Here is a 25,140-nt window from a genome sequence, read left to right on the forward strand (position 1 = left end):
ACTTCCCGTTTGGGTTTTTCGCCGGGTTTGGGGGGGGGGGGGGGGGGTGTTTTTTGGGTCCCCACCCAAAACCCCCCCCCACGACCCCCTCGTGACATCGCCCATCTGGACATCAATCAGACATCGAGTCAACGAAAAGTGTCCTTTGTGGACACTCGGGGGCGCGGCCGGCTCCTGTCGGCCAGTCCAGAACCCACGACCGCGAAGGCCGCCTCTGCCTTGAGCCAGTGAAGGGTCCTTCACCGCAGAGGCTCGGTCACGCCACATTTGCCCTTCCCCTCAATAGAACCGTCCTCACCACTCACGAGACTGATAAATCCCCCGCATCCGTTTGACAACACCGTTCTCGCGGGGCCATCGTCCTGGGCATGAGCGCTTACACCCGGCAGGCGATGGCGCGGCTGTTCGATCGGACGGCGGAGACCTACGACGCGCTCGGCGTCGACTTCTTCGGCGCGTTCGCCGCGGAACTGCTCGACCGGGTCGGGCTCGTTCCCGGTGAGCGCGTGCTGGATGTCGGCTGCGGACGGGGCGCGGTGCTGTTCCCCGCGGCCGAGCAGGTCGGTCCGGAAGGATCGGTGCTGGGGATCGACCTTTCCGCGGAAATGGTCGAGCGCACCGCGAAGGATATCGAGGCACGTGGTGCCAACGCCTCGGTTTCCCTTATGGACGCCCAAGAACCGACGCTGGACGACGCCGCCTTCGATGCCGTCCTCGCGTCGTTCGTGGTGTTCTTCCTGCCTGTTCCGGTCGACGGCCTGCGGTCTTGGCATCGCCTCCTCGCACCCGGCGGCCGGCTGGGTGTCACCACGTTCGGCGCCGACGATCCCCGGTGGGCGGGCGTGCGCGAGGTGTTCAAACCGTTCGTTCCGCCGGAGCTGGCCTGGACACTGGCCGTCAGGGCGGGACTGTTCGCCACCATCGAAGGATTCGGCCAGGCCGTGGAGTCGGCGGGTTTCACCGGTGTCACGTCCGTGGAACGCGTCTATCCGGTGAAGTTCGCCGACCCCGGGCACTGGATCACCTGGTCGTGGTCGCACGGCCAGCGGATGTTCTGGGAGCTGATCCCGGAAGACCACCTCGACGCCGTGCGCCAGGCCGTGCTCGCGGAGCTCGAACCGCTTCGCGAGCACGACGGGAGCGTGGTGCTGGCGCAGACCGTGCGCTACACCCTCGCCCACCGCGGTTGACCGGTCACAACGCGAGCCTCGGCCAGGACACCGTGTCGCGTGACAACTGCCGGTCGTGCGTGGCGATCACCACCGCGGCCGGGGTCGTTTCGAGCGCGGCGGTCAGCTCGTCGACGAGTGCGGCGGAGAGGTGGTTGGTCGGCTCGTCCAGCAGCACGACGTGCGGACGGCGAGCCAGCACCAGTGCCAGGTCCAGCCGACGCCGGGCGCCGACCGACAGTTCGGCCACCGGCCGGTGCCGGTCGTAGCCGGCGAGCAGGCCCAGCTCGCCCAGCCCCGGCCCGGGGATCCCGGCCCTGGTGAGCTGTTCGTCGTACAGCTCCATCGCCGTCCGCCTGGCCGGCAGCTCGGATTCCTGGCCCAGCCTGCCGATCCGCGCGGACCGCGAACGCGTGACCGTGCCGGTCCCGGGCTCCAGCTCCCCGGCCAGCACGGACAGGAGCGTCGATTTGCCCGCGCCGTTGCGGCCGGTGACGACCAGCCGGTCGCCGCTTTCCAGCACCAGATCGACCGGACCCGCGAGCCGTCCGGCCACCGTCACCCCGGCGGCACGCAGGAGCGTCGCGCCTCCGTGCGCCGGTAGCTCGGGCATGGCGAACCGGGCGGGTGGCGGCGGAACGGCGACCACGTGCTCGGCCAGTTCTTCCTGCCGCCGGTGGACCGCGCGGACCAGCCCTGGCGCGCGTGTGGCGCGGACGTGCCTGCCGGTGCCCTTGGGCGGCCGCCAGTTGTCACGCAACCGGTTCCGCGCCGCGGACAGGTCGTCGGCCAGCCGTTGCCGCTCGGCGATCTGCTCGGCGTGCGCCGACTCCCAGCGGGCGCGTTCGGCTCGCCGGGCCTCGACATAGGCCGCGTATCCGCCGCCGTAGACGCGTGGCCGTCCGTCGCTCGACGGATCGAGGTCGATCACCGTGGTGGCGACGTCCGCGAGCAGGGCCCGGTCATGGCTGACCAGGACGATCACGCCCGGATGCGCGCGCAACCGCTCGGTGAGATGGTCGAGCCCCGCCGCGTCGAGATGGTTGGTCGGCTCGTCGAGCAGCAGGACCGGGTGCCCGGCACCGAGCAGGCAGGCCAGCCGGACCCGGTGCCGCTGGCCGACCGACAGTGTCCCGAGTGGACGGTCGCGGTCGTCGAAGGCGTTCAAGGCCGCCAAGGACACTTCGACACGCCTGTCGGCGTCCCACGCGTCGAGGGCCTCGGCTTCTTCGAGCGCGGCGGCGAACGCGTCTTCGGCTCCGGAACGTCCGTCGCTGAGCGCCTCGGTGGCGGCCTCGAGCCGGGCCAGCGCGCCGCGGACGGCGGCCAGTTCGAGGTCGATCAACGCGCCGACGGTGTCGGTCGCCCCGAGCGGGATCTGCTGGTCGGCGACGCCGGCCGAACCGGATCGATGCACCTCGCCGCGGTCGGCGGCCAGGTCACCGGCGAGTACCCGGAGAAGAGTGGTCTTGCCGCGACCGTTCTCCCCGACGATGGCGACACGTTCGCCGGCCGCGGCGACGAGGTCGACCCCGGACAGGACGGGCCGTCCCCCGAAGGAGAGGTGGACGCCGGACAGGCGGACGTGCGCCGCGCGCACAGGCGCGGGCGAAAGAGGGGATGACATGAAGGAACTGCCTCCGGTGAAAGTGATGAGCAGGAAGAACGAAGTCCGGTACCGCGGCTCGCGGTACCGGTGGAGGCGTCGTTCCTCAGAGGAACAGCAGTTGCTGCATCACGATCACGAGGGTAGGTCACGTCCGGAGAGCGCCGCATCCGATTTTCGGGACCACACGTTCGCACCATCCCCCACGACTAGCGGTCACCCCATGGAGACCCCCTTTCACCTGCGGCGACACGCCTCTCCTAGCCCGCGATCACGGCTTCAAACCCCCACTTTCAGGGGTCACCCTCAGGGGCATCACGACGGTTGCCATGATCACCGGCCCGTTCGACGGTGGGCTTCTCAGCAGGCATCTTCCGAGAGGAGCGGGACCGATGGCGAAGACCATGCAGCCGCAGGAACTCATCGACAGTGCCGTGGTCGACCCGACCGGCAACAAGCTCGGCAAGGTGGGCAACGTCTACCTCGCCGACGCGACGCGCCAGCCGGAATGGATCACCGTCAAGACGGGCCTGTTCGGCACCAAGGAGAGTTTCGTCCCGCTGTCCGGAGCGCACGCGGACCAGGACGGCGTCCACGTCCGCGTCGACAAGGACGCGGTCACCGACGCACCCCGCATCGAGGCCGACGGCCACTTGTCCGCGGAGGAAAGCGCGCAGCTCTACCGGCACTACGGGCTGCCGATGCCGAGGACCTCGCCGGACGGCCGGATGGACGACCGGGCGCAGGGCCGGGGCGACGCGGGCCGGACCAGGGCAGGGATGGACACGGGAACGGACACCGGCAGGAAGCACCGGGACGCCGAGCCCACCATGACCCGGTCCGAGGAGCGGCTGAACGTCGGCACCGAGCAGGTCGAAACCGGCCATGTCCGGCTGCGCAAGTACGTCGTGACCGAGGAGCAGCAGGTCACCGTTCCGGTCAGCCACGAGGAGGTGCGCATCGAACGCGAGCCGATCACGAAGCCGGGCGGTGAGCGCGCCGAGATCGCCGAGGACGAACAGGAAGTCGTGCTCCACGCCGAGAAACCGGTCGTGAACAAGGAAACCGTCGAGGTGGAACGGGCGAGGCTCAAGACCGAGACCGTCACCGAGGACCAGACCGTGTCCGGCAAGGTACGCAAGGAACAGTTCGAGGTCACCGACGACGAAGGCAAGCACCGCAAGTCGTGAGCCCGCCCCCGGGGTCAGCGCATGCGGCGGGCGCGGGCGGCCGCGACCACGAAACCGGTCGCCACGGCGCCCGCGATCGAACAGCCGACACCGAACAGCACCGCGGGCTCGTGCACTCGCAGGACCGACACGCACAGCCACGCCGACGCGCCGAACAGCAGGCCGAGCACCGGGCCGCCGACGAGGGCGCCCCGCCAGCGGTGACCGTTCCGGATGGTCCGCAGCCCGGATTCCAGGTACGCCAAGGCGAACAGGGCGAGGATCAGGCTGCCCGCGCCGAGCGCGCTCGCGAGCGGATGCTGCCGCGTGACGACGGCGAAGGTCCTCGGAACGCCGTCGGCCGTCAAGGTCGCGGTGACGGCTCCGCCGACGATCCAGCGGGTGACCCCGGGAAAAGCGAGATCGGCACGGAAGCCGTCGCCCTCGGGTTTCGGCACCGCCGACGCGGATCCGAGCGGGATCCCGGCGGCCGAAAGGGCGAGGGTCACCTGTTCCGGGCGCCCCTCCCCCGTCACGGCGAACGTCTTGCTGAGGTCCACCGGCGCCGACGAGGCGGCGACACCGTCGATCTTCAGTGTCGTGGCCTCGTGCGGCAGGCGTTCCGGGGTGAGCAGCGTGAGCACCACGAGCGCGATCGCGGCGGCCGCCGCGGCCAGTCGGAACCAGAGCACCGCACCGGACCGGGACTCGGGCTCGAAGCTCGCGCGGGTCGCCGACAGTGTCGGATCCGGTGCGGGGCGGTGCACCGGTCTTGTCGGACCGTCTCCGGCCGGGACCGGCGCGCCGAACGCGGAGATCACCCGAGGGGTGAGGTGCCGCACCGGCACGCGGGAGCGTTCCAGCCAGCCCGGTCCGTACACGGCGGTGGCGGCCGAGGCGAGGTCGGCCGCGAAGGTCTCCGCGTCGCGATACCGGGAGTCGAGCTCGCGCGAGAGGCTGCGCATGACGACCCCGGCGATCGGCGACGGCACGCCGTCGATCGGGCGCGGATCGGTGAACATGTGCTGGCGCATCATGCTGATCGCGCCACGGGTGTTGTCGAACGGCAGCTTCCCGGACAGCAGTTCGTAGAGCACCGTGCCGGCCGAGTAGACGTCTGCCGCCGGGCTCAGCGCGTTGCCCATGGCCTGCTCGGGCGCGATGTAGGCGGGTGTGCCGAGGACCTCGCCGCCGTGCGTGACAAGGGTGGCGCCCTCGCTGATCACCTTCGCGATGCCGAAGTCGGCGACCTTCATCACGCCTTGTGTGGTGAAGAGCAGGTTCTTCGGCTTGACGTCCAGATGCAGCACGCCCGCTTCGTGCGCCGCGTGGAGCCCGGCGAGCATCGCCAGCCCGATCGCGCAGGCCTGCTCCCCGCCGATCTCCCCGCTGCGGAAGCGGCTGTACACGGTGCCGCCGTCGAGGCGTTCCATCACCATCAGATGCTCGCGGCCGGTGCGGACATAGTCGTACACGGGCACGATGTGCGGATGGTCGAGGCTGGCCAGCACACGCGCTTCGCGGTCGAAGAGCTCACTGCTGGCGGCGTGGTTCAGCACGTCCCACGGCAGCTGTTTGATGGCGACGTCGCGGCGCAGCGAACGATGGACGCCGGCGAAGACGACCCCCATACCGCCCTGGCCGATCGCCGGCCCGATCTCGTACTGCGGCAGCGCGGCGACGACCTCGGCGGGTGCGCTCATCGGTTGAATTCCTTGGTGGAGTCGGGAAAGCGGACCGTCTCGTCGACGGCGGGCCCCGGCGCGGGATGCGGGGTCAGGTAGCCGAGCAGGAACGCGATGACGGCGGCGCCGAGCACCACCGGGATCTCGATCGCGGGCTCCGGCGGGACGAGCCGCAGGACCGACAGCGAGACGACGGCGACGAGGCCGGTGCCGAAGCCGGCGGGCAGGAAACGCAGGCCGCGACGCCACCGGTTGGCAGGGAGGCGATGGCGGGCGAGCGCGAGCAGGGCCGTCAGCCACGCCAGCACGGTGAGCACGAGCATCGCGAGCCCGAAGGCGCCGTAGACGGACCAGAAGGATCCGCGGATGTCGGCGACCGTGGTCGCCTCGCCGAGGGTTCCGCGCCGGGCGTCCAGCAGTTCGACCGTCGACGGGAGCAGCCCGATCGCCTGGCCGGAGAGGTCGGCCATGTCCAGTACGAAGGTCCTGGTGACGCGACTGTGCGCGGGCACTTCGAACGGCGCCGTGGTGTCGTAGGCGAAGAAGGTCAGGGCGAGCGCCACTCCGGACACCCGCACGCTACGGACCTTGACGGCGGTGCCGCCGCTGTTGGTCGCCGTGACGGTGAGTTCTAGTTGCTTCGCCGGATCGATCACGACCGTGGCGTTGGTGATCGGCCGGTCGTCGAAGGTGACCGCCAGGTCGAGTCCGCCACTGTCCGCGACGGCCGGTGGCGAGCCGAGGAGGACCGCGCACAGACCCAACGCAACCCCTGCCGCGATGACACGTCCCATTTTGCGCATCCCCTGTTTTCCTTATCCGACTGGTCCGGAATGCTACAGCGAGTACTTACCGGAGAGGGACGTCCCAATGCGTATCGTGGTTCGCCTGATATTCGGCACCGTGACCGGGTTGTTGTTCCTGCTTTCCCAGGTGGGAGCGGGAAACGCGCAGCAGTCCCCTTATCAGTCCACGGTTGGTTTGAAACCTTCGAGCGGCCCCGCCGGGAGTTCGTTCACCATTTCCTGGAATTTCTCTCCGTGCAAAGGCCCGATTTCTTTCACCTGGGAAGAAACGGCCATTACGTCGGTCAGCGCCCCCAGTGGACAGACCGGGGCGACGGTTCCGGGCAACGCGACACCCGGCGGCCACACGGTCACGGGCACCTGCACGAACGCGCGGACCGGTCAGCCGTTGACCGGAAACGCGACCTTCCGGGTGACCGGGACCGTGACGACGGCGCCACCGACGACGAAGGTGCCCCCGACGACGAAGCCGACCGTCCCGGTGACCACCACGACCAGACCCGGAACGACCACCACCCCGGTCACCACCACCCCGGTCACCACGACGACGCCGCCGTCCACGACGACCCCACCGTCCACAACAGGCACTCCCCCGCCGACGACGACGGACGTCCCCTCGTCCAGCAGCACGCCGCCGGGCCCCGACGACCTGATCCTCGATCGGCCGATCGTGAAGCCCGGCGACGCACTGTCCGCGACCGGCAAGGGGTGCACGCCTGGCGAGCGGGTCACGCTGACGTCGGACGGCGAGCGCGTCGGCGGCGCCTATGCCGACGCCACCGGCGCCTTCACCGCGGCCGTCGAGTTCACCCGGATCGAGGCGGGCAGGCATACCGTCGTCGCCGACTGCGGCGTGCGGCTGACCGGCGCCGTCGAGCAGGTGGTGACCAGTTCGTCAGGCGGGCACAGCGGCACCCTGGTGGTACTCGTGTTCTTCGTGCTGGCCGGCATCACCGTGATCCGCTTCCCCTGAGGTCACCGAGGTGGCCGCATCGCCGCGAAGACCAGGAACACCGCGGCGAGGAAGAGGGCGGCGACCGCCAGGTCGACCAGGAAACCGACGACGAGTGCGGTGATCATCGCTCACTCCTGTGCCGTCCTGGCGGCTTCGCGGCGGCGCGCGTACAGACTGGTGAACGAAACCGTGACCAGGACGGCGATGATCACGCCCAGCGACGCCGGTGTGGGGACCTGCGGCACCGACGGCCAGATCCCGTGTGCCCAGTGCAGGACCAGCTTCACCCCGATGAAGGCGAGGATGATGGCGAGGCCGTGGTTCAGGTGGACCAGCTTCGCCAGCGCCGAGTGGAGCACGAAGTACAAGGCACGCAAGCCCATCAGCGCGAAGGCGTTGGTGGCGAACACGAGGTACGGGTCTTCGGTGATGCCGTAGACCGCGGGCACCGAATCGACCGCGAACACCACGTCGGTGGCGAACACCGCGACGACCACGACCGCCAGCGGGGTGAGCGCGCGGCGCCCGTGTTCACGCACGGTGAGCCGGGTGCCGTGATAGTCGTCGGTGACCGGCATCAGCCGTCGCAGCAGCCGGACCGACCGCAGCTGCGAAAGATCCAGCTCGTCCTTGCCGCCGGACATGGCCTCGCGCAGGATCTTGACCGCCGAGACGAACAGGATCACGCCGAACACGAGGAACGCCCAGGTGCCCGCCGACAGCATCGCGGCACCGGCCGCGATGAACACGCCGCGAAGCACCAGCGCGCCCACGATGCCGTACAGCAGCACGCGTTGCTGCACGGCCGCGGGGACCGCGAAGGCGGCGAGCAGCAGCATGAAGACGAACAGGTTGTCGACCGACAGGGACTTTTCGACGACGAAACCCGTCATGAACTCCAGCGCCTGGCCGCTACCGAACTCGAGCCACAGCCAGAGCCCGAACACGACCGGGAGCGCGAGGTAGAAGACCGACCAGCCGACGGCCTCCCGCATCGACACCTCGTGGGGACGGCGGGTCACCACGAAATCGGCGACGAGCAGCGCGACCAGGACGGCGATGCTGATCGCCCACAACCCCGGCGATCCCACGGTTGCCACGGACTCGGGCATGAAGCCTCCTCGAACTCGAAGTTCGAGGTCTCCTTCACCCCTGCGGGGCGGTCTCCCGGGGACACCAGCGGAGTGTCCGTATTGACCGGGCAGACCCTTGGGAAGTACTCCCCTCGCCGGTCCAGTATCGCACTTGGTAAAGAGTTATTAAAGGTCGGGTCAAGCCGGGCCCTCCCTCAGCACGCCGCGCACCGCGTCGACGGACAGGTCGTCCCAGGGAAATTCGGCCATCCACCAGGTCGCGCCCGCTCGTTCGTAGGGCGCGAGATCCGTGCCCACGGGGACGCCGATGGCGAAGTCGTACGGCTTCTCGCCGTCTTCACGCAGCGCGGTGATCGTCTCGACCACCTCGGCGAACTCGTCCGCGTGCGGCAGATGCACCGGAAAGAACCCGTCGTACCGCGCGGCCCTGCGCATCGGCTTCGGCTTCCCGGGGAAGCCCGCCAGCCACACGGGAATCCGCCGCGCCGGCCGAGGCAGGAAGGTGATGTCGTCGACGGTGTAGTGCACGCCGTGGTGCCGCACGGGCTCCCCCGACCAGGCCGCGATGAGGATCTCGAGCGACTCGTCGAGCATCTCGCCGCGCTTGCGGTCGTCCACTTCGTCGCCGGTCTTCGAGAACTCGCCGCCGAAGCGGTCACTGCCGAGCCCCGCGCCGAGGATCAGCCTTCCGCCGCTCAGCTGGTCGAGGGTGGCCGTTTCACGCGCCAGCTTGACCGGACGGCGCCTGGCCAGCGGCGTGACCATCGGGCCGATGGCGAGGTTCTCGGTGGCGGACGCGACGGCGGCGAGGGTGATCCACGGATCGGCGATCGCCCGCACCGGCTCATGCCATCGGACGTGGTCCCACACGAACAGGCCGTGCCAGCCCGCTTCTTCGGCTTCTGCGGCGAGACGCGCGATGATCACCGGATCGGCCAGTTCGTCGAAGATCGGCAGCCAGAGTGCTGAGCGCAGAGTCATGAGTGCGACCGTACGGACCGACACCGACACTCGCGGCGAATTCCCGACGTGCGCTAAGCCGTAACTCGCGTGCTTCCAGCCGTAACTCGCGTGCTTGGAGGCGGAACACACGGCACCGGCGTGTTACGCCTCCAAGCACGCGAGTTCCGTCTTCAAGCACGCGAGTTACGGGTCTGGACACGCGAGTCACGCCTCACCGCTTGACACGACCACTAGAGTTCAACCAGTAAGTTGATTAACCTTGTGGTTGATTGCCCTGTGGAAGAGACTTCGATGACCGACCTGACGATCACCCGCCTCCTCGACGCTCCCCGCGAGCTCGTCTTCCGGGTGTGGACCGATCCGGACCATCTCGCCCAGTGGTGGGGCCCGGTCGGATTCACCACCAAGTCCTGCACCGTCAACCTCACCGAGGGTGGCAAGTGGCGCACGTGCATGAGCGACGGCGAAACCGAGCACTGGGCGTCGGGCGTCTATCACGAGATCGTCCCGCCGGAGCGGCTCGTCTTCAGCTTCGCCTGGGAGGAACCGGAAGGCTCCCGCGGCCATGACACCCTCGTCACGGTCGTCCTCTCCGACCTCGACGGCAAGACCGAAATGGCGTTCCACCAGGCGATCTTCGAGACCGTGGCGGAACGCGACAGCCACGTCGAAGGCTGGCAGTCCTGCTTCAGCCGCCTCGCCACCCACCTCGCGGAGCAACGCTAGCCGAGTTCCCGCAGGACCTCCCGCGCCCGCGCCACTCCGTCCTCGTCCCGCAGCCGCCCGGCTACGTACTGGGCACCGCGGCGGAACAGCAGGTTGCCGGACAGCTCCAGCAGCCGCGCGGTCAGCGAGTCCGCGGTGAGGTCCCGGAGCGGCAGCGGTCGCGGCCCGGCACCGAGCCGGAACACCCGGTCTCCCCAGTAGGGCTGGTCGGAGAACACCGGGCAGACCAGCGCCGGGACCCCCGCGCGCAACGCGGCCGCGGTCGTGCCCGCGCCGCCGTGGTGCACCACCGCCGCCGTGCGCGGGAACAGCCACGCGTGCGGGACGTCCTCGACCGTCAGCAGATCGTCGTCGCCGGACGCGGCATCGGTACCTAGCAGGCCGCGCAACCCCGCCCGGCGCAACGCCGTGCGGACGGCGGCGAACGTCCGCTCCGCCTCCGACGGCCGCATGCTGCCGAAGCCGACGTACACCGGAGGCGGCCCGGACGCGAGGAAATCCCGCAGTCGCGGGTCCGGCCGCCACGCGGCGGGCGCCTCGAGAAACCAGTACCCGGTGACGTGCACCCTCGACGGCCAATCCTTCGGCCGCGGCACGACCGCGTCGGAAAAACCGCACAGCACCGGGGTTTCCGATCGCCGGGGTCCGCGGAGACCGGCCGCGGGCAGCCCCAGCGACCGCTCGCGCCACCGGTCCACCTCCGGCCTCAGCACCTGCCAGGCGGCGGCGTCGACAGCGCGGAAACTCAACCGCCTGCCGCACGGCCCGGCCTTGGCCGCCCACGGCACCAGCGGATGCGCGAACGCCCGTGTCGGCACGCTGGGCTGGTAGTGCAGCTCGACGTCGGGGACACCGAGCGAGGCACCCAGGTGCGCGCCGAGGAACCCGAGCGTCGGGGCGAGGACGAGGTCCGCCCCCGCCGCTCCTCGCTGGACGTCGGCCAGCAGACGCTCCATCACCGGGGCCAACGCACCGCGCAGCCCACGCAGGAAGGTCGCGGACGTGCGCCCCTGGGTCCATTCGCGTCCGCCGTCCGATCCGAGGATCTCGCTCGGGTCGGCGGAGAGCGGCGCGAAATCCAGGCCGTGCCCGGTCACCAAGGTGCGGAACCGCTCGGCCGCCAGCACCCGGACCCGGTCGCCGTCGAGACCACACCCCAGGGCGATGCACGGCTGGACGTCGCCGCGGGAACCCGGAGCGACGATCACGACGAGCCTGGTCATCGCTTCGCCGCCGTCAACCAGTAGCGGAGGCGGAACGGCAGCTTCGCCAGTATCGCCGCGATATGCGCGTCCCTGCCGACCAAGTACCGCGGCGCGACCCGCCGGGCGGTCAGCGCGTGGACGACGACCCTTGCCGCCCGCTCCGGCGGAACACCGTTCCGCGCGGACCGCTCCGCGCTGCGTTCGGCCTCGTCCAGTTGCGCCGCATATCTCTCCCGCGCGGCTTCCGGCAGGGCGGCACGCACTTCTTCGGCTGCGGCGCGGGCGCGCGGCCAGATCGACGTGGCGACGGCACCGGGCTCGACGAGGACGACGCCGATCCCGGACGGGGCCAGTTCGGCGCGCAGGCTGTCGGTCAAGCCGACCAGGGCGAACTTCGAGGTGTGATACGGCCCGACCATCGGCCCGGCGATCCGCCCGCCCATCGACCCGACCGTCACCACCCTGGCGGCCGGCGCGGCGCGCAGCGCGGGCAACATCGCCTGCGTGACGGCCAGCTGACCGGTGACGTTGACCTCCAGCTGCTGCCGGAAGTCTTCGAGCGGGACGTGTTCCAGCGGTCCCGGCCGGGCCATCCCGGCGTTGTTCACCAGACCACGCAGCGGCCCCGCCGCCGCGACCTTCTCACCGCACGCCGCGATCGACGCCGGATCGCGGAGATCCATCCGCAGTACGGTGACGGCCTCGCCGTGAACACGGGCGAGTTCCGTTTCGTCCGCGTCGGTACGCACACTGGCCCAGACGTGGGCGCCCCGCCGGACGAGTTCGGCCACGCATGCTCGGCCGATCCCACTCGACGCCCCGGTGACCACAAAGGACGGACGGGTCACGATGCCTCCCCCTGCTTCACCGGCGCGGAAAGCGCCCGCAGCATCCTCGGCCAGGTCTTGTGCAGCTGGTCCTGCCAGTACGCCCAGTGGTGCGTGCCCGGCCCGTAGAAGTCCGTCATGACCGGGACGCCGAGCCGGTTCAGCCGGTCCGCCATCGCGGTGGTCTGGCCGGAGCACAGGAATTCGAGCAGCATCGCGCCGGGCAGCACGTCGATCGGGAGTTTCCCGTCGAACGGCCCCGGTAGGCCGTTGCCCGTGGACAGATACAGCTCGGTGCCGCGAAGGCGGTCGGCGTTCACCAGCGGATCGTGCGCGTCCCACCGGGACGACTCGCGCCTCCGGTCGCCCCAGAGCGCTTCGGGATCCTGCCGGGCCGAGGCGACGATCGCGCTGGTCAGCAGCTCGCCGTACGGGCCGGTGGGGTTGAGATTTCCGCTGAACGACCCGGCGAAGCGGAACACTCCCGGCCGCCGGGCGGCGAGTTCCACCGCGCCGTATCCGCCGAGCGAGAGCCCCGCCGCGACCCGCCGCCCGTCCCCGCGATAGCCGCGATCGATCAGCTGCGGGATCTCGACCGCGGTGAACGTCTCCCACTGGTTGAGCACGACGTTCTTGCCGTAATTCCACCAGTCGGAAAAGAACCCGGCGGAACCGGAACCCGGCATCACCACGAGCGCACCCGAGTCGTCGGCGAGTTTCCGGATGTCGGTATTGGCGGTCCACCCGCGGTAGTCCTGGAGGCGCGTCTCACCGGCGAGCAGGTACACCGCCGGCCACTTCCGCTCCGGTTCGGCTTCCCACCTTGACGGCAGGATCAGCCGGACCATCGCGTAGCTTCCGACGCCGACCGAGCGCACGGTGAGGTCCAGCATCCGCGGGTCACCGTCCACAGTGGTCTGGGCGACGACGTGCGAGCCGTCGTCGGCACGGGCGTCCGGGACACCGCTCTCGGCCCGCGCCGGTGCGGCGGCGACGCTCGGCAGCAAGCACATCGCGACCGCCAGCGACGCGACGGCCCGCAGCCGCCTCGAAGTAGTGCGCATACGTAATCCTTTGTCCCGGTCGTTCGATCGAATTCGAAAATGTGACAGCGATTACCCGAGAAAGAAAATCAGAGGTGGCGACACGTTAAGCGGACGGACCCCTTCCAGGCAATTGTCCTGCCCACAATCCGGGAGGACAATATGAATGCCAGGGAAACAAGAAATGCCCCCACCTCCCCCATCAGGGTGACCCGTCGCTCACGGACAGTGAAGAACTGTGGCACGGGAGTACCAGACCGGCTCGCGCACCAGCGAAAATCCCGGAACCCGCAGGTCACACCCAGTACACGAAGGACATTTACGTTCTCTTGACACCTTCCGGTATTCGATTTCCCGTCGTAGCCTTCGTCGTGCCGCCCGGGTTCGGCGTCCCCTCACGCGACCCGGCGCCCCGCGTCCCACCGAAGGGACCAGACCCCATCAGGACCCTTCCGAAAGGGCTATTCATGGCTGCCCGAATTCGCGCCCTCGTCTTGTCCGCAGCAGCATTGCTGACCATTTCCGGCACACCCGGAGAATCGATTCAGGCCGCGCCCGCGCCGCCTTCCCCCACTGTTCCGCCCGCCGCCCTGCTACCTCCGGAAACCGTCCCGGACGCGTCCGCGCGCGACGGTTTCGACGTGGCGTCGGCACTGTCCACCTCGGACCGCGGGCGAAGCGGCAAGGTCGACGTCGGCGGATGCGAGGACGTCGTCCACGGCAGGCTGGTCGGCGCCGGTGCCACCGGCCAGGGCTTCCAGTCCGCCGTGCCCGGCGGGCAGGTCTCCGAACTCGTCGCGCGTACGACGAACCCGCCCGATCTGGCGGCGTGGGCCGCGCAGGCCGGACGGTGCTCGAAGGTGACGGTCGACGACGCGGCCGGTAACGCGGTGTCGACCGTCACCGTCCACCCCGCTCCCGCCGTTCCGGGGGCGAAAACCCTTTCCTACCAACAACTCCTGACACTACCCGGCCAGCCCCCCGAGCTGCCGGGACTGCGTCTGCGCACCGTCGCCATCGCCGCCGACGACGTTTTGGTCGTGCTTCGTGACGCCGGAACGACCGGCCTCGATCTCGACGCCCTCGCCGTCGCCGCCTGGCGGCACGCCGCAGGGCCGCTCGGCCGCTGAATCCCCCCTGAAAACCCCGAGGAGACGCCATGTCCCTGGCCCCCGAAAACCTGCCCGCCACGGCCGGCCCCACCCTCCCCGCCTGCCTCCGGCACTGGGCGGACACCGACGGCGACCGGGCCGCGCTGACCTTCGCCGACTTCTCGGCCGATCGCGCCGGACGACGGCGGACGTTGAGCTGGAAGCAACTCCAAGAACGCGTCGACGCCGTCGCGGCGGCTCTCCCCGTCGGGCCCGGTGACCGGGTGGCGGTGCTGTGCCCGCAGAGCGCCGATTACGTCGTCGCCTTCCTCGGCGCGATCACCGCGGGCGCGATCGCCGTGCCGCTGTTCGATCCCGGGTTGCCTGGGCACGCCGGACGGCTCGCCGCGGTGCTGACCGACTGCTCCCCCACCGCGGTCGTCACCACGTCCGCGTCGGTGGACGCGGTCCGCGAGTTCCTGGTGGGCCTGCCCGGTGGCGAAGACGTCGCCGTCGTCGCGGCCGACAAGCCCACCGCCGGGCCCGGCCGCGCGTGGCCCGCCCCGGCCCCGGCGCCGGACGACGTGGCGTACCTGCAGTACACGTCCGGTTCGACCCGCAGCCCGGCGGGAGTGGTGCTGACCCACGCGAACGTGCTCGCCAACGTCAGCCAGGCGGTGCACGGACTCGGGATCGACCCGGCGGGGACCACGGTGTCGTGGCTGCCGCTGTTCCACGACATGGGTCTCGTCCTCGGCCTGATCACGCCGCTGGCCATGGGCATGCGGTCGGTACTGATGGACCCGCTGGCCTTCATCGAGCGCCCGGTGCGCTGGCTGGAGTTGCTCGGCGACCACAACGCGAGCTGGAGCGCCGCCCCGAACTTCGCGTTCCACTACGCCGCGAGCCGGGTGCGCGAGGAGGACCGCGCCAAGCTCCGCCTCGACCGCGTCGCCGCGATCGTCAACGGCGCGGAGCCGATCAACACCGGAGTGCTCGACCGGTTCCATGACACCTTCGCCGAAGCCGGGTACACCCCGGACAAGACGCGGCCCGCGTACGGGCTGGCCGAAGCGACCGTCTTCGTCACCACTGGCCCCGGTGTTCCCCCGCGTGTCACCACGTTCGACCGCGTCGCGCTGGGCGCGGGAACGGCGCGGCAGGCGGACACCGGTCTCCGGCTCGTCGCCTGCGGTGTCCCGGTGGGTCAGCACGTGGCGCTGGTCGATCCGGAAACCGGCGTCGCGCTCGAAGACGGCGCGGTCGGCGAGATCTGGGTCCACGGACCCAACGTCGGCACCGGCTACTGGCAGAAACCGTTGGAGAGCACCGAAACCTTCGGCGCCCGGTTGACGGGCGACCACGGGGACCTTCCGGCTGGTCCGTGGCTGCGCACCGGCGACCTCGGCGTCCGGCACGACGGTGAGGTCTACATCGCGGGACGGATCAAGGACCTGCTCATCGTCGACGGCCGTAACCACTACCCGCAGGACGTCGAAGCGACCGCCGCCTCGGCCGACCGCGACATCCGCCCCGGCAGTGTCGCCGCGTTCGCCGTCGAAGGCACCGACACCGAAGCCGCGGTGGTCGTCGCCGAGCACCGCGGTCACACCGCGCTGACCACGGAGGACGAACGAGCCCTCGCCGCCTCGATCCGACGGCTGGTTTCCGACGCGCACGGCCTCGCCCTGCGTGACGTCGTGCTCGTCCCGGCGGGCCTGGTCCCGCGGACCTCCAGCGGCAAGATCGCGCGGAGCGCCTGCCGCGACCGCTACCTCGCCGACGATTACGGAAAGGCCTTGGTGCGATGAGAAACCCGACGTTCGACGCCCCGGCGCTGCGCCGCTGGCTGCTCGACACCGTCGCCGAGCACACCGGCGTCGACGCGGCCCGGCTCGAAGCCGACCGCCCACTCAGCGACTACGGCCTGTCCTCCCGCCAGGCCGTCGGTATCGCCGCCGACCTCGAAGATCTGCTCGGCACCCCGCTCCCGGCCACCCTGCTGTGGGAGAGCCCGACCATCGATCACCTGGCCCGCTCGCTCACCGGCGGCACGGAGCCCGAGGCGGAGCAGACGGGCACGGACCGCCGCCGGACCGACCCGATCGCCGTCGTCGGCCTCGGCTGCCGGTGGCCGGGCGCGGACGGCCTCGACGAGTTCTGGGATCTGCTGCGCAGCGGACGGGACGCCGTCCGGACCGCTCCGCCGGGCCGCTGGAACGCCGACGCGGCCCCGATCGTCGGCGGCTTCCTCGACGACGTGGCCGGTTTCGACGCCGACCACTTCGGCATCACCCCGCGCGAGGCGTCCACAATGGACCCGCAACAGCGGATGCTGCTGGAGGTCGCCTGGGCCGCGCTCGAACACGCCGGGATCGCCCCGGCCTCCCTGCGCGGCAGCCGGACCGGCGTGTTCACCGGGATCTCGACCCACGACTACGGGCATCTCACGATGGCGGGCGGTGGCGTCGACCTCTGGACCGCGACCGGTGCCGCCGGGAGTATCGCGGCCAACCGGCTCTCCTACGTCTACGACCTGCGCGGGCCGAGCATGGCGGTGGACACCGCCTGCTCCTCGTCGCTGGTCGCGGTGCACCACGCGGTGCGCGCGCTGCGCGACGGCGAGGCGGATCTGGTGTTGGCGGGCGGGGTGAACCTCATGCTGCTGCCCGGTCCGACCGCCGCGTTCGCCGCCGCCGGCCTGCTCGCCGGGGACGGGCGGTGCAAGACGTTCGCCGCGGACGCCGACGGCATCGCGCGTGCCGAGGGCTGCGGTGTCGTCGTGCTCAAGCGGCTGACGGACGCCGAGTACGACGGCGACCGGGTGCTGGCGGTGATCCGCTCCACCGCGGTCAACTCCGACGGCCGGTCACAGGGTATGGCGGCGCCGAACCCGGTCGCCCAGCAAGACATGCTGCGCACGGCGTACCACGGCGCCCGGCTCGATCCGTCCACTGTGGACTACGTCGAGGCGCACGGCACCGGCACGTTGCTCGGTGACCCGATCGAGGCCCGCTCGCTCGGCGCCGTGCTCGGCAAGGACCGCCCGGCCGACGCCCCGCTGCTGATCGGCTCGGTGAAGACGAACATCGCGCACGCGGAGGCGGCCGCGGGGATCGCCGGGCTGATCAAGGTCGTCCTGGCGATGACCAGGGACGAATTGCCACCACAGCTGCATTTCACCGCCCCCAATCCGCACATCCCGTTCGACGACCTGCGCCTGAAGGTGGTCACCGAGCCGACGCCGTGGCCACGCCGGTCCGGCCGTGCCACGGCGGGAGTGTCCGCGTTCGGGTTCGGCGGGACCAACGCGCACGTCGTCCTCGAACAGGCGCCGCCGCTGGAACCGGCGCCGGATCGGGCCGACGTCCGGATCGGACTGCTGTCCGCCCGCACCCGCGACCGCCTCACCGAACGGGCGGCGCAGCTGGCGGACTGGCTGGACTCCACGCCGTCGCTTTCCCTCGCCGACATCACCCACACGTTGTCCCGGCGTGACAACGGCGGATCGCACCGTGCCGCCGTCGTGGCAGGCGACACCGCCGAACTGGCGGTACTGCTGCGGGCCGTCGGTTCCGGCGCCGATCCGCTTCCCGCGGGCGCCGTCACCGGCACCGCCGTGAGCACCGGCGGCGCGGTCTTCGTGTTCTCCGGTCACGGCTCGCAGTGGCCGGGGATGGGGGAAGGGCTGCTGCGCGCGGAACCCGCGTTCGCCGCGCAGGTCGACAAGCTGCACGACCTGTTCACCGAGCACACCGGCCGATCGCTTCGCGCGTTGCTCACCAGCGCGGATCCCCTGTCCCTGCCCGAAACCCAAACGGCCATCTTCGGGACGCAGGTGGCGCTGGCCGGCCAGTGGGAGGCACTCGGGGTCCGGCCATCGGCCGTCGTCGGGCACTCGCTCGGTTCCGCGGCCGCCGCCGTGGTGAGCGGCGTGCTCACCACCGACGAGGCCGTCCACCTGGTCGCGACCCGTGCCCGACTGCTGGGCACCCTCGGCCCGGGTGGCGCGATGGCGGCGGTCGAACTGGCGCCGGAGGAACTGGAGCTGTACCCCGACATCGAACTCGCCGTCGAATCCGCGCCGGGGCAGCTGACCGTGGCCGGGGACGCGACCGTGCTCGACCTGCTCGTCGCGGAACTCGAAGCCGCCGGGCTGACCGCGCGGCGGCTGCCGGTCGAGGTCGCCGGGCATTCCGCCCGTGTCGATCCGGTGCTGCCCGCGCTCCGGGAGGCGCTCGTCGAACTGGGCGGCCGTCGTCCGACGGTGCCTTGGTACGACACGGTTCTGGCCGATCCGCGGGAGTTGCCGGACTTCGACGCCAGGTACTGGGCCGCGCACCTGCGCCGTCCGGTGCGGTTCCGGCAGGCCGTGGCGGCCGCCGCCGCGGACGGGCACCGTGTCTTCCTGGAGGTGTCGCCGCATCCGATCCTCCGGGGCTCGGTGGCGAGAACCCTCGAAGCCGAGGGGATCCACGACGCCGTCGTCACGGGAACCCTGCGCCGGGGCCAGGACGAGGTCCGCACGCTGGGCACCGCAGCGGCCGAGTTGTACTGCGCGGGCACCTGGATCACCACCGCCGACCCGGACGACGGTGCCCGGTTGGTCGACGTCCCGTCGATGCCGTGGCGGCACGAACGCCACTGGTACACCACCGCCGAAGCAGCCCCGACGTTCGCGGCACGCACGCCGGAACCCGAACCGGTGCGCATCGCCGGGGGCGACCGGCTGACCGAGATCGTCGCCGCCGTCATGGGACTGCGTCCCGATCGCCTCGACGCCGACGTCCCGCTGGTGGCACTCGGGCTGGACTCCCTGATGGCGAACCGGATCTCCGACGCCGTCCGCCGGGAGTTCGGTACGGAACCCGACGCCGTCAGTGTGCTCCGCGGCGCCACTCTCGCCGATCTCAGCCGCGATCTCGCACCCCGCGAGAACGAGGAACCATTGCCGTCCCGTGGTCGCGCCTGGGACGCGGCGGATCGCCTCGTCCTGCGTCTGTGGCAGGAGCACACCGGGACCGAAGCGACCGGCACGCAGGTTCGGCTGACCGAGACCGGCACACCCGACCGGCTGGCCGAACTGCTCGCCGAGGGGCTCAGCGCCGAACTCGACACGCCGGTGACCGCCGCCGAACTCCGGCGACACGACTCGCTCGCGGCCATCGCCGATGTCGCCCGCGCCGTCCTCGACACGAGGGAGGAGCGGGGGGCGGTGCACGTCCTCGCTCCCGGCGAAGCGGGAGTCGCGCCGCTGCTGCTGTTCCACCCCGGCGGCAGCACCTGCACCGTGTACCGGCCGCTGCTGGACCGGCTGCCCACCTCGGTGCCATGCGTCGGCTTCGAACGAGTTCCCGGAGTCAGTATCGAAGACCGTGTCGAGCAGTTGCTGCCGCTGGTACGGGAACAGCGTCGCGACCGGCCGTATCGGCTGGCGGGCTGGTCGTTCGGCGGGGCGCTGGCCTACGGCGTCGCCGCGCGGCTCGCCGAAGAAGGGGAAGAGGTCGAGTTCGTCGCGCTGATCGACACCATGCTCCCGCTCCCGGAGCCGGACCTCGACCCGCGGGCGTCGTCCGCCCGGCGGTTCCTGCGGTTCACCGGCTATGTCGAGGGCACCTACGGCCGCGAAGTGCGGCTCGGTCACGAAGAGTTGGCTCCGTTGCCCGAAGAGGAGCAGATCGAGCTGACCATGCGGCGGGTCGCCGAGGCGGGCTTGCTCAGCCCCGGCGTGCTCCGGCACCAGCGTCAGTCCTTTTTGGACACGCTGGCGGCCGAACGGGGCACGCCCCGCCGTTACGACGGACGGGTCGTGCTCTACCGGGCGACCGAGCAGTACGCGGCCGGGCTGGCGATGGAGCCCCGGTACTCGCGCACGGATCTCGCGGCGGGCTGGGCGGAATTGTGCCCAGGGCTGGAGATCGTGCCGGTCGAGGCGCACCACCTGTCGGTCGTCGACCCGCCGCACGTCGATGTCGTGGCGAGGCATCTGACGGGACTCCTGTGACCACGGCCCGGGCCGAGCGAGCGGTCGACCGCGCCTGGCCGCTGCTGGCGGTACTCGGCGCCGGGCTCTTCCTCGTGGCGGTCGACGCGACCGTGCTGCACGTCGCGTTGCCCGATCTCGTCCGGCAGCTGCGGCCCGGCGCGTCGGCTCAGGTGTGGATCGTGGCGATCTACCCGCTGACCGCCGCGCCGCTGCTGCTGCCGTTCGGCACCCTCGGCGACCGGTACGGACGGCGACGCGTGCTGGTCACCGGGTACGTCGTGTTCGGGATCGCGTCGCTCGGCTGCGCGTTCGCGCCGAACGTCCCGGCACTGCTGGCGTTCCGCGCGTTGCTCGGCTGTGGCGGCGCGATGATCATGCCGGTGACGATGTCGCTGCTCCGCGAACTGTTCCCGGAGCAGCGGCATCGCCGCACGGCGATCGCGGTGTGCAGCGGGATCGCGGGCACCGGATCGGTGTTCGGGCCGATCCTCGGCGGGGTGCTCGTCGAGGCGTGGGGCTGGCGGACGACGTTCCTGCTGAATCCACCGGTGATCCTGGCGGCAGTCGCGCTGGCGTTGCGGTGGCTCCCCCGGAATCCGCCGGGCCGAGGTACGTGGGACGCGCTCAGCGCCGCCCTCGCCGCGGGCGGTGTCCTCGGGATCGCTTTCGCCGTCGGGCACCCGGGTACGTGGCCCACGGCCGTCGCGTCTGGTGCGACCGGATGTGTCCTCATCGGACTGTTTCTGCGCCGCCAGCGCCGGACCGAACCGCCGCTGCTGGACCTCACCCTGTTCCGGCGGCCGGGAGTGCGCGCCGCGGTGGGCGGGGTCCTGCTGGTGATGAGCACCCTCGTCGGGCTCGGCCTGCTGTTCGCCCAGTACCTGCAGGTGGTGCTCGGGCTTTCGCCCACCGCGGCGGCGGGCCGGTTGCTCCTGGTGCTGAGCGCTTCGGCCGTCGGCAGTGTCGTGACTCCGTCGCTGCTGGGACGCTTCGGCAACGCCCGGGTCCGCACGGCCGGGTTCACCGTGGCGGCGGTGTCGTTGCTGGTCCCCGCGGCGGGATCGGCCGCGCTCACGTCGCCGGTGCTGCTCGGCGCCGGGCTGACGGGACTGGGCCTGGGGATGGCTCTAGCGCTCACGTCGAGCACCGACACCCTCCTTTCGGCGACCTCGGCGGACCAGGCAGGCGGCGCCGCGGCCGTGGAGAAGACCGGCTACGAACTGGGCGCCGGCTTCGGGACGACGGTGTTCGGTTCCCTGGCCGCCGCGGTGTACGCGGGGCACCTGGCCGTCCCCTCCGGCGTGCCGGAACCGGCGCGGCAACTGGCCTTGTCGGGGCCCGCTCAAGCCGAAGCGGCCACGGCCGGTCTCACTCCGCGTTTGACCGGCGAGTTGCTCGATGCCGCGAAGGCCGCCTGCACCACAGGACTACAGGTGTCGGCGGCCGTCGCTTGTGGACTGTTCATGGTGGCCGTCGTCGTCAGCGCGGGCGTGCCTCGTCGGTGAACTGCTCGGCGAACTCGCCGGTCGGCGGGATCTCCTGGATGACGTCGATCAGCACGCCGTTGGGGTCGGCGACGATGAAGTGCCGCTGTCCGAAATCCTCGCTGCGCAGGGAAAGCGCCTCGGGCAGTCCAGCCTCTTCGACCAGCCGCCGGTGCTCGGCGTCGACGTCTTCGACCTCGAAGTTCAGCAAGAGTCCCTGCACGGGTTTGCCTGCCCCGGCAGGAATGGTCTCGTGCCCGGGGGCGAGGATCGCCAGCTCCCACTCGCCGCGTTTGAGGCTGACGTACCAGTCGGCTTCGAAGGTGGGCTCGAAGCCGAAGTGGTCGCAGTAGAAGTCCCGTGTCTCGGTGATCTTCTCGGTCATGAGAACGGGGTAGAAGCTGGTCAGACGCATGATGCCACCTTGCTCGCGAACAATACCGACCGTCGGTTTGTTTCTCTGAAGTTAGCCAACCGACGGTCGGTATGTCAAGATTCCGGCCATGGCCCGCACGAAGCAGCAGCAACGCGAAGAGACGATGGAGGCGTTGACCGCCACTGCCCGGCGACTGTTCGCCGAGCACGGGTACGGCAAGGTGGGGCTGGAGACCATCGCGCAGACCGCGGGCGTGAGCAAAGGCGCGCTCTACCACCACTTCAGCAGCAAGTCGGACTTGTTCCGGCACGTGCTCGGCGTCGTGCAGCACGACGTCGGCGAGCAGATCGCACGGGCCGCGGACGCCGCGCCGGACTCGTGGTCCGGACTGCTCGCCGGCTGCCGCGCGTTCCTCGCCGCGGCGACCGATCCGGTGACTCAGCAGATCATGCTGCTGGACGGTCCTTCAGTGGTCGGCTGGCAGGATTGGCGCGAACTGGACGCGGAGTCGTCCGCCCGGCACCTCGCCGAAGCGCTGACCGAACTGATGGCCGAGGGTGTCCTGGCGACGCGGCCTGTCGAACCGTTGGTACGCCTGCTTTCCGGCGCGATGAACGAGGCCGCCGTCTGGCTCGCCCACTCCCCCGACCCGAAGGCCGACCTCGCCGCGACCATGGACACGCTCACGCCGATGATCGAATCGCTGCGCTGAGGCCGAACTGACGGCGTTGGGGTCTCGTGAGTGGTAAGGACGGTTAGAACCGTCCTTACCACTCACGAGACCCAGCGCCCACCGCAACGCGAAAGGCCCCACCCTCGCCGGGTGGGGCCTTCACTGCGGTGGGCGATACTGGGATCGAACCAGTGACCTCTTCGGTGTGAACGAAGCGCTCTCCCCCTGAGCTAATCGCCCGCGGTACGAACTTCGGTCCACCGGGGAAGCGAACCTGGTGCGCGATACTGGGATTGAACCAGTGACCTCTTCCGTGTCAGGGAAGCGCTCTCCCGCTGAGCTAAACGCGCGTGGTGTTTCGTTCGTACTGACGATAGCTTAGCGGACCCCGTTTCCGGGGCTGTCACAGGGGGTTGCCTACCCGCGTGGCTCAGGGTTTCGGCAGCCGCGAGGCGACCGAGCCCGCGATCTCCTTCGCCCGGTCGCAAGGGCTTCCGCTCCCCTCACGCGCCAGCAAGCGGACCGCGACGTGTTCGGCTTCGCGGTCCGGCAGCGGGCGATGCCGCCAGGTGACGGCGCAGTTCGAGTCGCCGAACTCCCGCATGTCGCCGGTGACACCGCTGCCGAGATCGACCGGCGAACCCTCCGGCGCGTAGGAACCTCGCTGCAATTCGACGGTCAGGGTGTCCCCGCCGCCCACCCACTCGCAGATCCGCAGCGTCCGCGGGGCAGGCTGCGCGTTGGGCATGGTCTTGCCGAGCACCGCCGGGTCGGCGATCGTGCACGGATCGAGCGGGAGAAGGCTCGCCGGATCACTCGCGCGGTCGACCTCGTGCGTGCGCAGCCGGGTGAGCGCGGCGGTCAGCATGTCGTCGGCGGCCTTGCAGGGGTCACCTTCCCGGCCGGGATGGGAGACGACGACGCCGAGCCGCCGGTCCGTCGGCAGCTGGACGACCGAGTCGCATCCGCCGCTGATCGTGCTACGCAGCAACGGAAGTCCTTCGGCCGTGCTGTCCGTCCGGTCGAGACTGCTGGTGGACACGCCTTCGCCGAGCCGCAGCTCGAAGTCGACGCCCTTGAGACCGGTGTACTTGCAGCGAGCCGGGTAGATCGGGCCCGTCTCCGGTTTCAGGGTGCCGAACTCCTGCACGAACCGGCCCGCGAGCACCTTGCACGGATCCACCAGGCGCAGGCGTTCCGCGCCGAGCGCGTCGGTCGCCGACAGCGAAGTCGTCCCGGGGTTCTCCGGCTTGGCGTAGTCCGCGATGGTGAGGCCTAGCGCGACCATCCCCGAAACGACGAGCAGGACGACCGCGGCGAGCGAGCCGAACAGGATCTTCTTCGTCCGCGGCGCCATCTTCTTGGGCGGCGGGCGCCAGATCGGCAATGGCAGGGCCAGCACCGAGCGTACTTCTGCGTCCTGTTGCCGGATCCGGGCGTGCACGGCGGGCGGCCAGGGCGCCGCGCCCGGAGGCACTGGGCCGAGGAAGTCCAGAATCTGTTCCGGAGTCGGCCGTCGTGCGGGGTCCTTGGCCAGACAAGGCTCGGCGATCCGCCGGATCTCGTCCGGGACGTCGCTGAAATCCGCCGCGGCGTGCACGACGTTATACAGGGTCTGCGGCGCGGTCGGGCCGGTGAAGGGGCCGCGTCCGGTCGCGGCCATGACCAGGATCGCGCCGAGGGAGAACACGTCGCTCGCGCCGGTGACCCGCCCACTGCCCGCCTGTTCCGGCGACATGAACGCGGGCGAACCGATGATCGCGCCGGTTCCAGTGAGATCCTGCGCGTCCTCCGCCACCCGCGCGATACCGAAGTCGATCACCCTGGGGCCGTCACTCGTCAGGATGATGTTGCTGGGCTTGAGATCCCGGTGGATCAGTCCGGCGCGGTGGATCTCGGTCAGCGCCGCGGCGAGCCCGGACGCCAGCAGCCGCACCGACTCGACGGGCAGCGGCCCGGCACCGTCCACGGCCTCCTTCAAGGACGGTCCGGTGACGAAGACCGAGGCGAGCCACGGGCTTTCCGCTTCCGCGTCGGCGTCCATGACCGCGGCCGTGTAGGCGCCGGAGACCAACCGCGATGTGGCGACCTCGCGCCGGAACCGTTCACGGAAGCGTGGATCGTGCGCGAACTGGGCGTGCAGCTGTTTGACGGCGACGAGCCTGCCGTCCGGGGCGAGGCCGAGCACGACGCGGCCCATCCCGCCTTCACCGAGTTCGGCGATGATCCGGTACGGGCCGATCTGCCGGGGTTCGCCGGGGTTCAACGGTTTCACTGGTCAG

21 protein-coding genes and 2 tRNA genes are annotated in these 25,140 nt (G+C 70.5%); 9 read left to right on the top strand and 14 right to left on the bottom strand.

Features of this window, described 5'->3' with window-relative positions; all coding sequences use genetic code 11:
* Window positions 1-368: 368 nt before the first annotated feature.
* Complete coding sequence (locus tag AC0685_RS06625; protein WP_478224660.1) at window positions 369-1,190, top strand: class I SAM-dependent methyltransferase; 822 nt, start codon at window positions 369-371, stop codon at window positions 1,188-1,190.
* Between the two features lie 4 nt (window positions 1,191-1,194).
* On the opposite strand, the gene AC0685_RS06630 is transcribed toward AC0685_RS06625, so the two are convergent.
* On the bottom strand, window positions 1,195-2,796 hold the full coding sequence (locus tag AC0685_RS06630; RefSeq protein WP_478224661.1) for an ABC-F family ATP-binding cassette domain-containing protein: 1,602 nt from the start codon (window positions 2,794-2,796) through the stop codon (window positions 1,195-1,197).
* A gap of 371 nt (window positions 2,797-3,167) precedes the next feature.
* On the opposite strand from AC0685_RS06630, the gene AC0685_RS06635 reads away from it, so the two are divergent.
* On the top strand, window positions 3,168-3,965 hold the full coding sequence (locus AC0685_RS06635; protein ID WP_478224662.1) for a DUF2382 domain-containing protein: 798 nt from the start codon (window positions 3,168-3,170) through the stop codon (window positions 3,963-3,965).
* Window positions 3,966-3,979: 14 nt separating this feature from the next.
* Here AC0685_RS06635 and AC0685_RS06640 read toward each other — a convergent pair whose 3' ends face one another.
* From AC0685_RS06640 to AC0685_RS06655, 4 genes are all read right to left on the bottom strand, one after another.
* Window positions 3,980-5,647 carry a serine/threonine-protein kinase gene (locus tag AC0685_RS06640; protein WP_478224663.1) on the bottom strand — a complete coding sequence of 556 codons (1,668 nt, stop codon included), beginning with the start codon at window positions 5,645-5,647 and terminating at the stop codon, window positions 3,980-3,982.
* The gene (locus AC0685_RS06645; protein ID WP_478224896.1) at window positions 5,644-6,423 is read right to left on the bottom strand and encodes a hypothetical protein; all 780 of its coding nucleotides are present in this window, start codon (window positions 6,421-6,423) and stop codon (window positions 5,644-5,646) included. Before AC0685_RS06645 ends, AC0685_RS06640 begins: the two co-directional genes overlap by 4 nt.
* Window positions 6,424-6,594: 171 nt before the next feature.
* Window positions 6,595-6,789 (bottom strand): hypothetical protein, encoded by a 195-nt coding sequence (locus AC0685_RS06650; RefSeq protein WP_478224664.1) that lies wholly within the window; start codon window positions 6,787-6,789, stop codon window positions 6,595-6,597.
* A 27-nt stretch (window positions 6,790-6,816) separates the two neighbouring features.
* On the bottom strand, window positions 6,817-7,065 hold the full coding sequence (locus AC0685_RS06655) for a hypothetical protein (RefSeq protein ID WP_478224665.1): 249 nt from the start codon (window positions 7,063-7,065) through the stop codon (window positions 6,817-6,819).
* A 40-nt stretch (window positions 7,066-7,105) separates the two neighbouring features.
* Here AC0685_RS06655 and AC0685_RS06660 point away from each other — a divergent pair, with 40 nt between their 5' ends.
* Window positions 7,106-7,408, top strand: coding sequence for a hypothetical protein (locus AC0685_RS06660; protein ID WP_478224666.1), 303 nt, complete (start codon window positions 7,106-7,108; stop codon window positions 7,406-7,408).
* A 110-nt stretch (window positions 7,409-7,518) separates the two neighbouring features.
* Here AC0685_RS06660 and AC0685_RS06665 read toward each other — a convergent pair whose 3' ends face one another.
* On the bottom strand, window positions 7,519-8,502 hold the full coding sequence (locus AC0685_RS06665; RefSeq protein ID WP_478224667.1) for a TerC/Alx family metal homeostasis membrane protein: 984 nt from the start codon (window positions 8,500-8,502) through the stop codon (window positions 7,519-7,521).
* 159 nt (window positions 8,503-8,661) lie between these two features.
* Complete coding sequence (locus AC0685_RS06670) at window positions 8,662-9,465, bottom strand: LLM class flavin-dependent oxidoreductase (protein WP_478224668.1); 804 nt, start codon at window positions 9,463-9,465, stop codon at window positions 8,662-8,664.
* A gap of 273 nt (window positions 9,466-9,738) precedes the next feature.
* Here AC0685_RS06670 and AC0685_RS06675 point away from each other — a divergent pair, with 273 nt between their 5' ends.
* The gene (locus tag AC0685_RS06675; protein WP_478224669.1) at window positions 9,739-10,173 is read left to right on the top strand and encodes an SRPBCC family protein; all 435 of its coding nucleotides are present in this window, start codon (window positions 9,739-9,741) and stop codon (window positions 10,171-10,173) included.
* Here AC0685_RS06675 and AC0685_RS06680 read toward each other — a convergent pair.
* From AC0685_RS06680 to AC0685_RS06690, 3 genes are read right to left on the bottom strand one after another with little or no spacing between them, the layout of a single operon-like run.
* Window positions 10,170-11,396 (bottom strand): glycosyltransferase, encoded by a 1,227-nt coding sequence (locus AC0685_RS06680; protein ID WP_478224670.1) that lies wholly within the window; start codon window positions 11,394-11,396, stop codon window positions 10,170-10,172. The two genes, AC0685_RS06675 and AC0685_RS06680, sit on opposite strands and share 4 nt — an antisense overlap.
* Window positions 11,393-12,226, bottom strand: coding sequence for an SDR family NAD(P)-dependent oxidoreductase (locus AC0685_RS06685; RefSeq protein WP_478224671.1), 834 nt, complete (start codon window positions 12,224-12,226; stop codon window positions 11,393-11,395). Before AC0685_RS06685 ends, AC0685_RS06680 begins: the two co-directional genes overlap by 4 nt.
* On the bottom strand, window positions 12,223-13,269 hold the full coding sequence (locus tag AC0685_RS06690) for an alpha/beta hydrolase (RefSeq protein ID WP_478224672.1): 1,047 nt from the start codon (window positions 13,267-13,269) through the stop codon (window positions 12,223-12,225). The genes AC0685_RS06685 and AC0685_RS06690 overlap by 4 nt, the downstream gene beginning before the upstream one ends.
* Window positions 13,270-13,715: 446 nt before the next feature.
* On the opposite strand from AC0685_RS06690, the gene AC0685_RS06695 reads away from it, so the two are divergent.
* Genes AC0685_RS06695 through AC0685_RS06710 form a run of 4 tightly spaced genes read left to right on the top strand, consistent with a single transcriptional unit; the run spans window position 13,716 to window position 21,830 of the window.
* A complete protein-coding gene (locus AC0685_RS06695; protein ID WP_478224673.1) occupies window positions 13,716-14,378 on the top strand; it encodes a hypothetical protein in 663 nt (220 codons plus the stop codon).
* Window positions 14,379-14,407: 29 nt separating this feature from the next.
* Entirely contained in the window at window positions 14,408-16,150 is a 1,743-nt protein-coding gene (locus tag AC0685_RS06700) for a fatty acyl-AMP ligase (RefSeq protein WP_478224674.1), read from the top strand.
* On the top strand, window positions 16,147-20,343 hold the full coding sequence (locus AC0685_RS06705; protein ID WP_478224675.1) for a beta-ketoacyl synthase N-terminal-like domain-containing protein: 4,197 nt from the start codon (window positions 16,147-16,149) through the stop codon (window positions 20,341-20,343). The genes AC0685_RS06700 and AC0685_RS06705 overlap by 4 nt, the downstream gene beginning before the upstream one ends.
* Complete coding sequence (locus AC0685_RS06710; protein ID WP_478224676.1) at window positions 20,340-21,830, top strand: MFS transporter; 1,491 nt, start codon at window positions 20,340-20,342, stop codon at window positions 21,828-21,830. The genes AC0685_RS06705 and AC0685_RS06710 overlap by 4 nt, the downstream gene beginning before the upstream one ends.
* Here AC0685_RS06710 and AC0685_RS06715 read toward each other — a convergent pair.
* Entirely contained in the window at window positions 21,805-22,224 is a 420-nt protein-coding gene (locus AC0685_RS06715) for a VOC family protein (protein ID WP_478224677.1), read from the bottom strand. The genes AC0685_RS06710 and AC0685_RS06715 overlap by 26 nt on opposite strands.
* 88 nt (window positions 22,225-22,312) lie before the next feature.
* Between AC0685_RS06715 and AC0685_RS06720 the strand changes: the two genes are divergently transcribed.
* Window positions 22,313-22,897 carry a TetR/AcrR family transcriptional regulator gene (locus AC0685_RS06720; RefSeq protein WP_478224678.1) on the top strand — a complete coding sequence of 195 codons (585 nt, stop codon included), beginning with the start codon at window positions 22,313-22,315 and terminating at the stop codon, window positions 22,895-22,897.
* A gap of 129 nt (window positions 22,898-23,026) precedes the next feature.
* Here the strand turns inward: AC0685_RS06720 and AC0685_RS06725 are convergent.
* The 3 genes from AC0685_RS06725 to AC0685_RS06735 form a co-directional block, all read right to left on the bottom strand.
* Window positions 23,027-23,098 (bottom strand) — tRNA-Val (locus AC0685_RS06725).
* A 35-nt stretch (window positions 23,099-23,133) separates the two neighbouring features.
* Window positions 23,134-23,208 (bottom strand) — tRNA-Val (locus AC0685_RS06730).
* Window positions 23,209-23,288: 80 nt separating this feature from the next.
* A complete protein-coding gene (locus tag AC0685_RS06735) occupies window positions 23,289-25,133 on the bottom strand; it encodes a serine/threonine-protein kinase (protein WP_478224679.1) in 1,845 nt (614 codons plus the stop codon).
* Window positions 25,134-25,140 lie beyond the last annotated feature (7 nt).

Source organism: Amycolatopsis sp. NPDC043889 (genome assembly GCF_056435645.1).

Coding starts and splice junctions, on each gene's coding strand:
- AC0685_RS06705 (WP_478224675.1), top strand. CDS start 16,147: ATGAGAAACCCGACGTTCGACGCCCCGGCGCTGCGCCGCTGGCTGCTC.
- AC0685_RS06625 (WP_478224660.1), top strand. CDS start 369: ATGAGCGCTTACACCCGGCAGGCGATGGCGCGGCTGTTCGATCGGACG.
- AC0685_RS06645 (WP_478224896.1), bottom strand. CDS start 6,423: ATGGGACGTGTCATCGCGGCAGGGGTTGCGTTGGGTCTGTGCGCGGTC.
- AC0685_RS06690 (WP_478224672.1), bottom strand. CDS start 13,269: ATGCGCACTACTTCGAGGCGGCTGCGGGCCGTCGCGTCGCTGGCGGTC.
- AC0685_RS06640 (WP_478224663.1), bottom strand. CDS start 5,647: ATGAGCGCACCCGCCGAGGTCGTCGCCGCGCTGCCGCAGTACGAGATC.
- AC0685_RS06680 (WP_478224670.1), bottom strand. CDS start 11,396: ATGACCAGGCTCGTCGTGATCGTCGCTCCGGGTTCCCGCGGCGACGTC.
- AC0685_RS06635 (WP_478224662.1), top strand. CDS start 3,168: ATGGCGAAGACCATGCAGCCGCAGGAACTCATCGACAGTGCCGTGGTC.
- AC0685_RS06665 (WP_478224667.1), bottom strand. CDS start 8,502: ATGCCCGAGTCCGTGGCAACCGTGGGATCGCCGGGGTTGTGGGCGATC.
- AC0685_RS06715 (WP_478224677.1), bottom strand. CDS start 22,224: ATGCGTCTGACCAGCTTCTACCCCGTTCTCATGACCGAGAAGATCACC.
- AC0685_RS06700 (WP_478224674.1), top strand. CDS start 14,408: ATGTCCCTGGCCCCCGAAAACCTGCCCGCCACGGCCGGCCCCACCCTC.
- AC0685_RS06630 (WP_478224661.1), bottom strand. CDS start 2,796: ATGTCATCCCCTCTTTCGCCCGCGCCTGTGCGCGCGGCGCACGTCCGC.
- AC0685_RS06720 (WP_478224678.1), top strand. CDS start 22,313: ATGGCCCGCACGAAGCAGCAGCAACGCGAAGAGACGATGGAGGCGTTG.
- AC0685_RS06675 (WP_478224669.1), top strand. CDS start 9,739: ATGACCGACCTGACGATCACCCGCCTCCTCGACGCTCCCCGCGAGCTC.
- AC0685_RS06670 (WP_478224668.1), bottom strand. CDS start 9,465: ATGACTCTGCGCTCAGCACTCTGGCTGCCGATCTTCGACGAACTGGCC.
- AC0685_RS06695 (WP_478224673.1), top strand. CDS start 13,716: ATGGCTGCCCGAATTCGCGCCCTCGTCTTGTCCGCAGCAGCATTGCTG.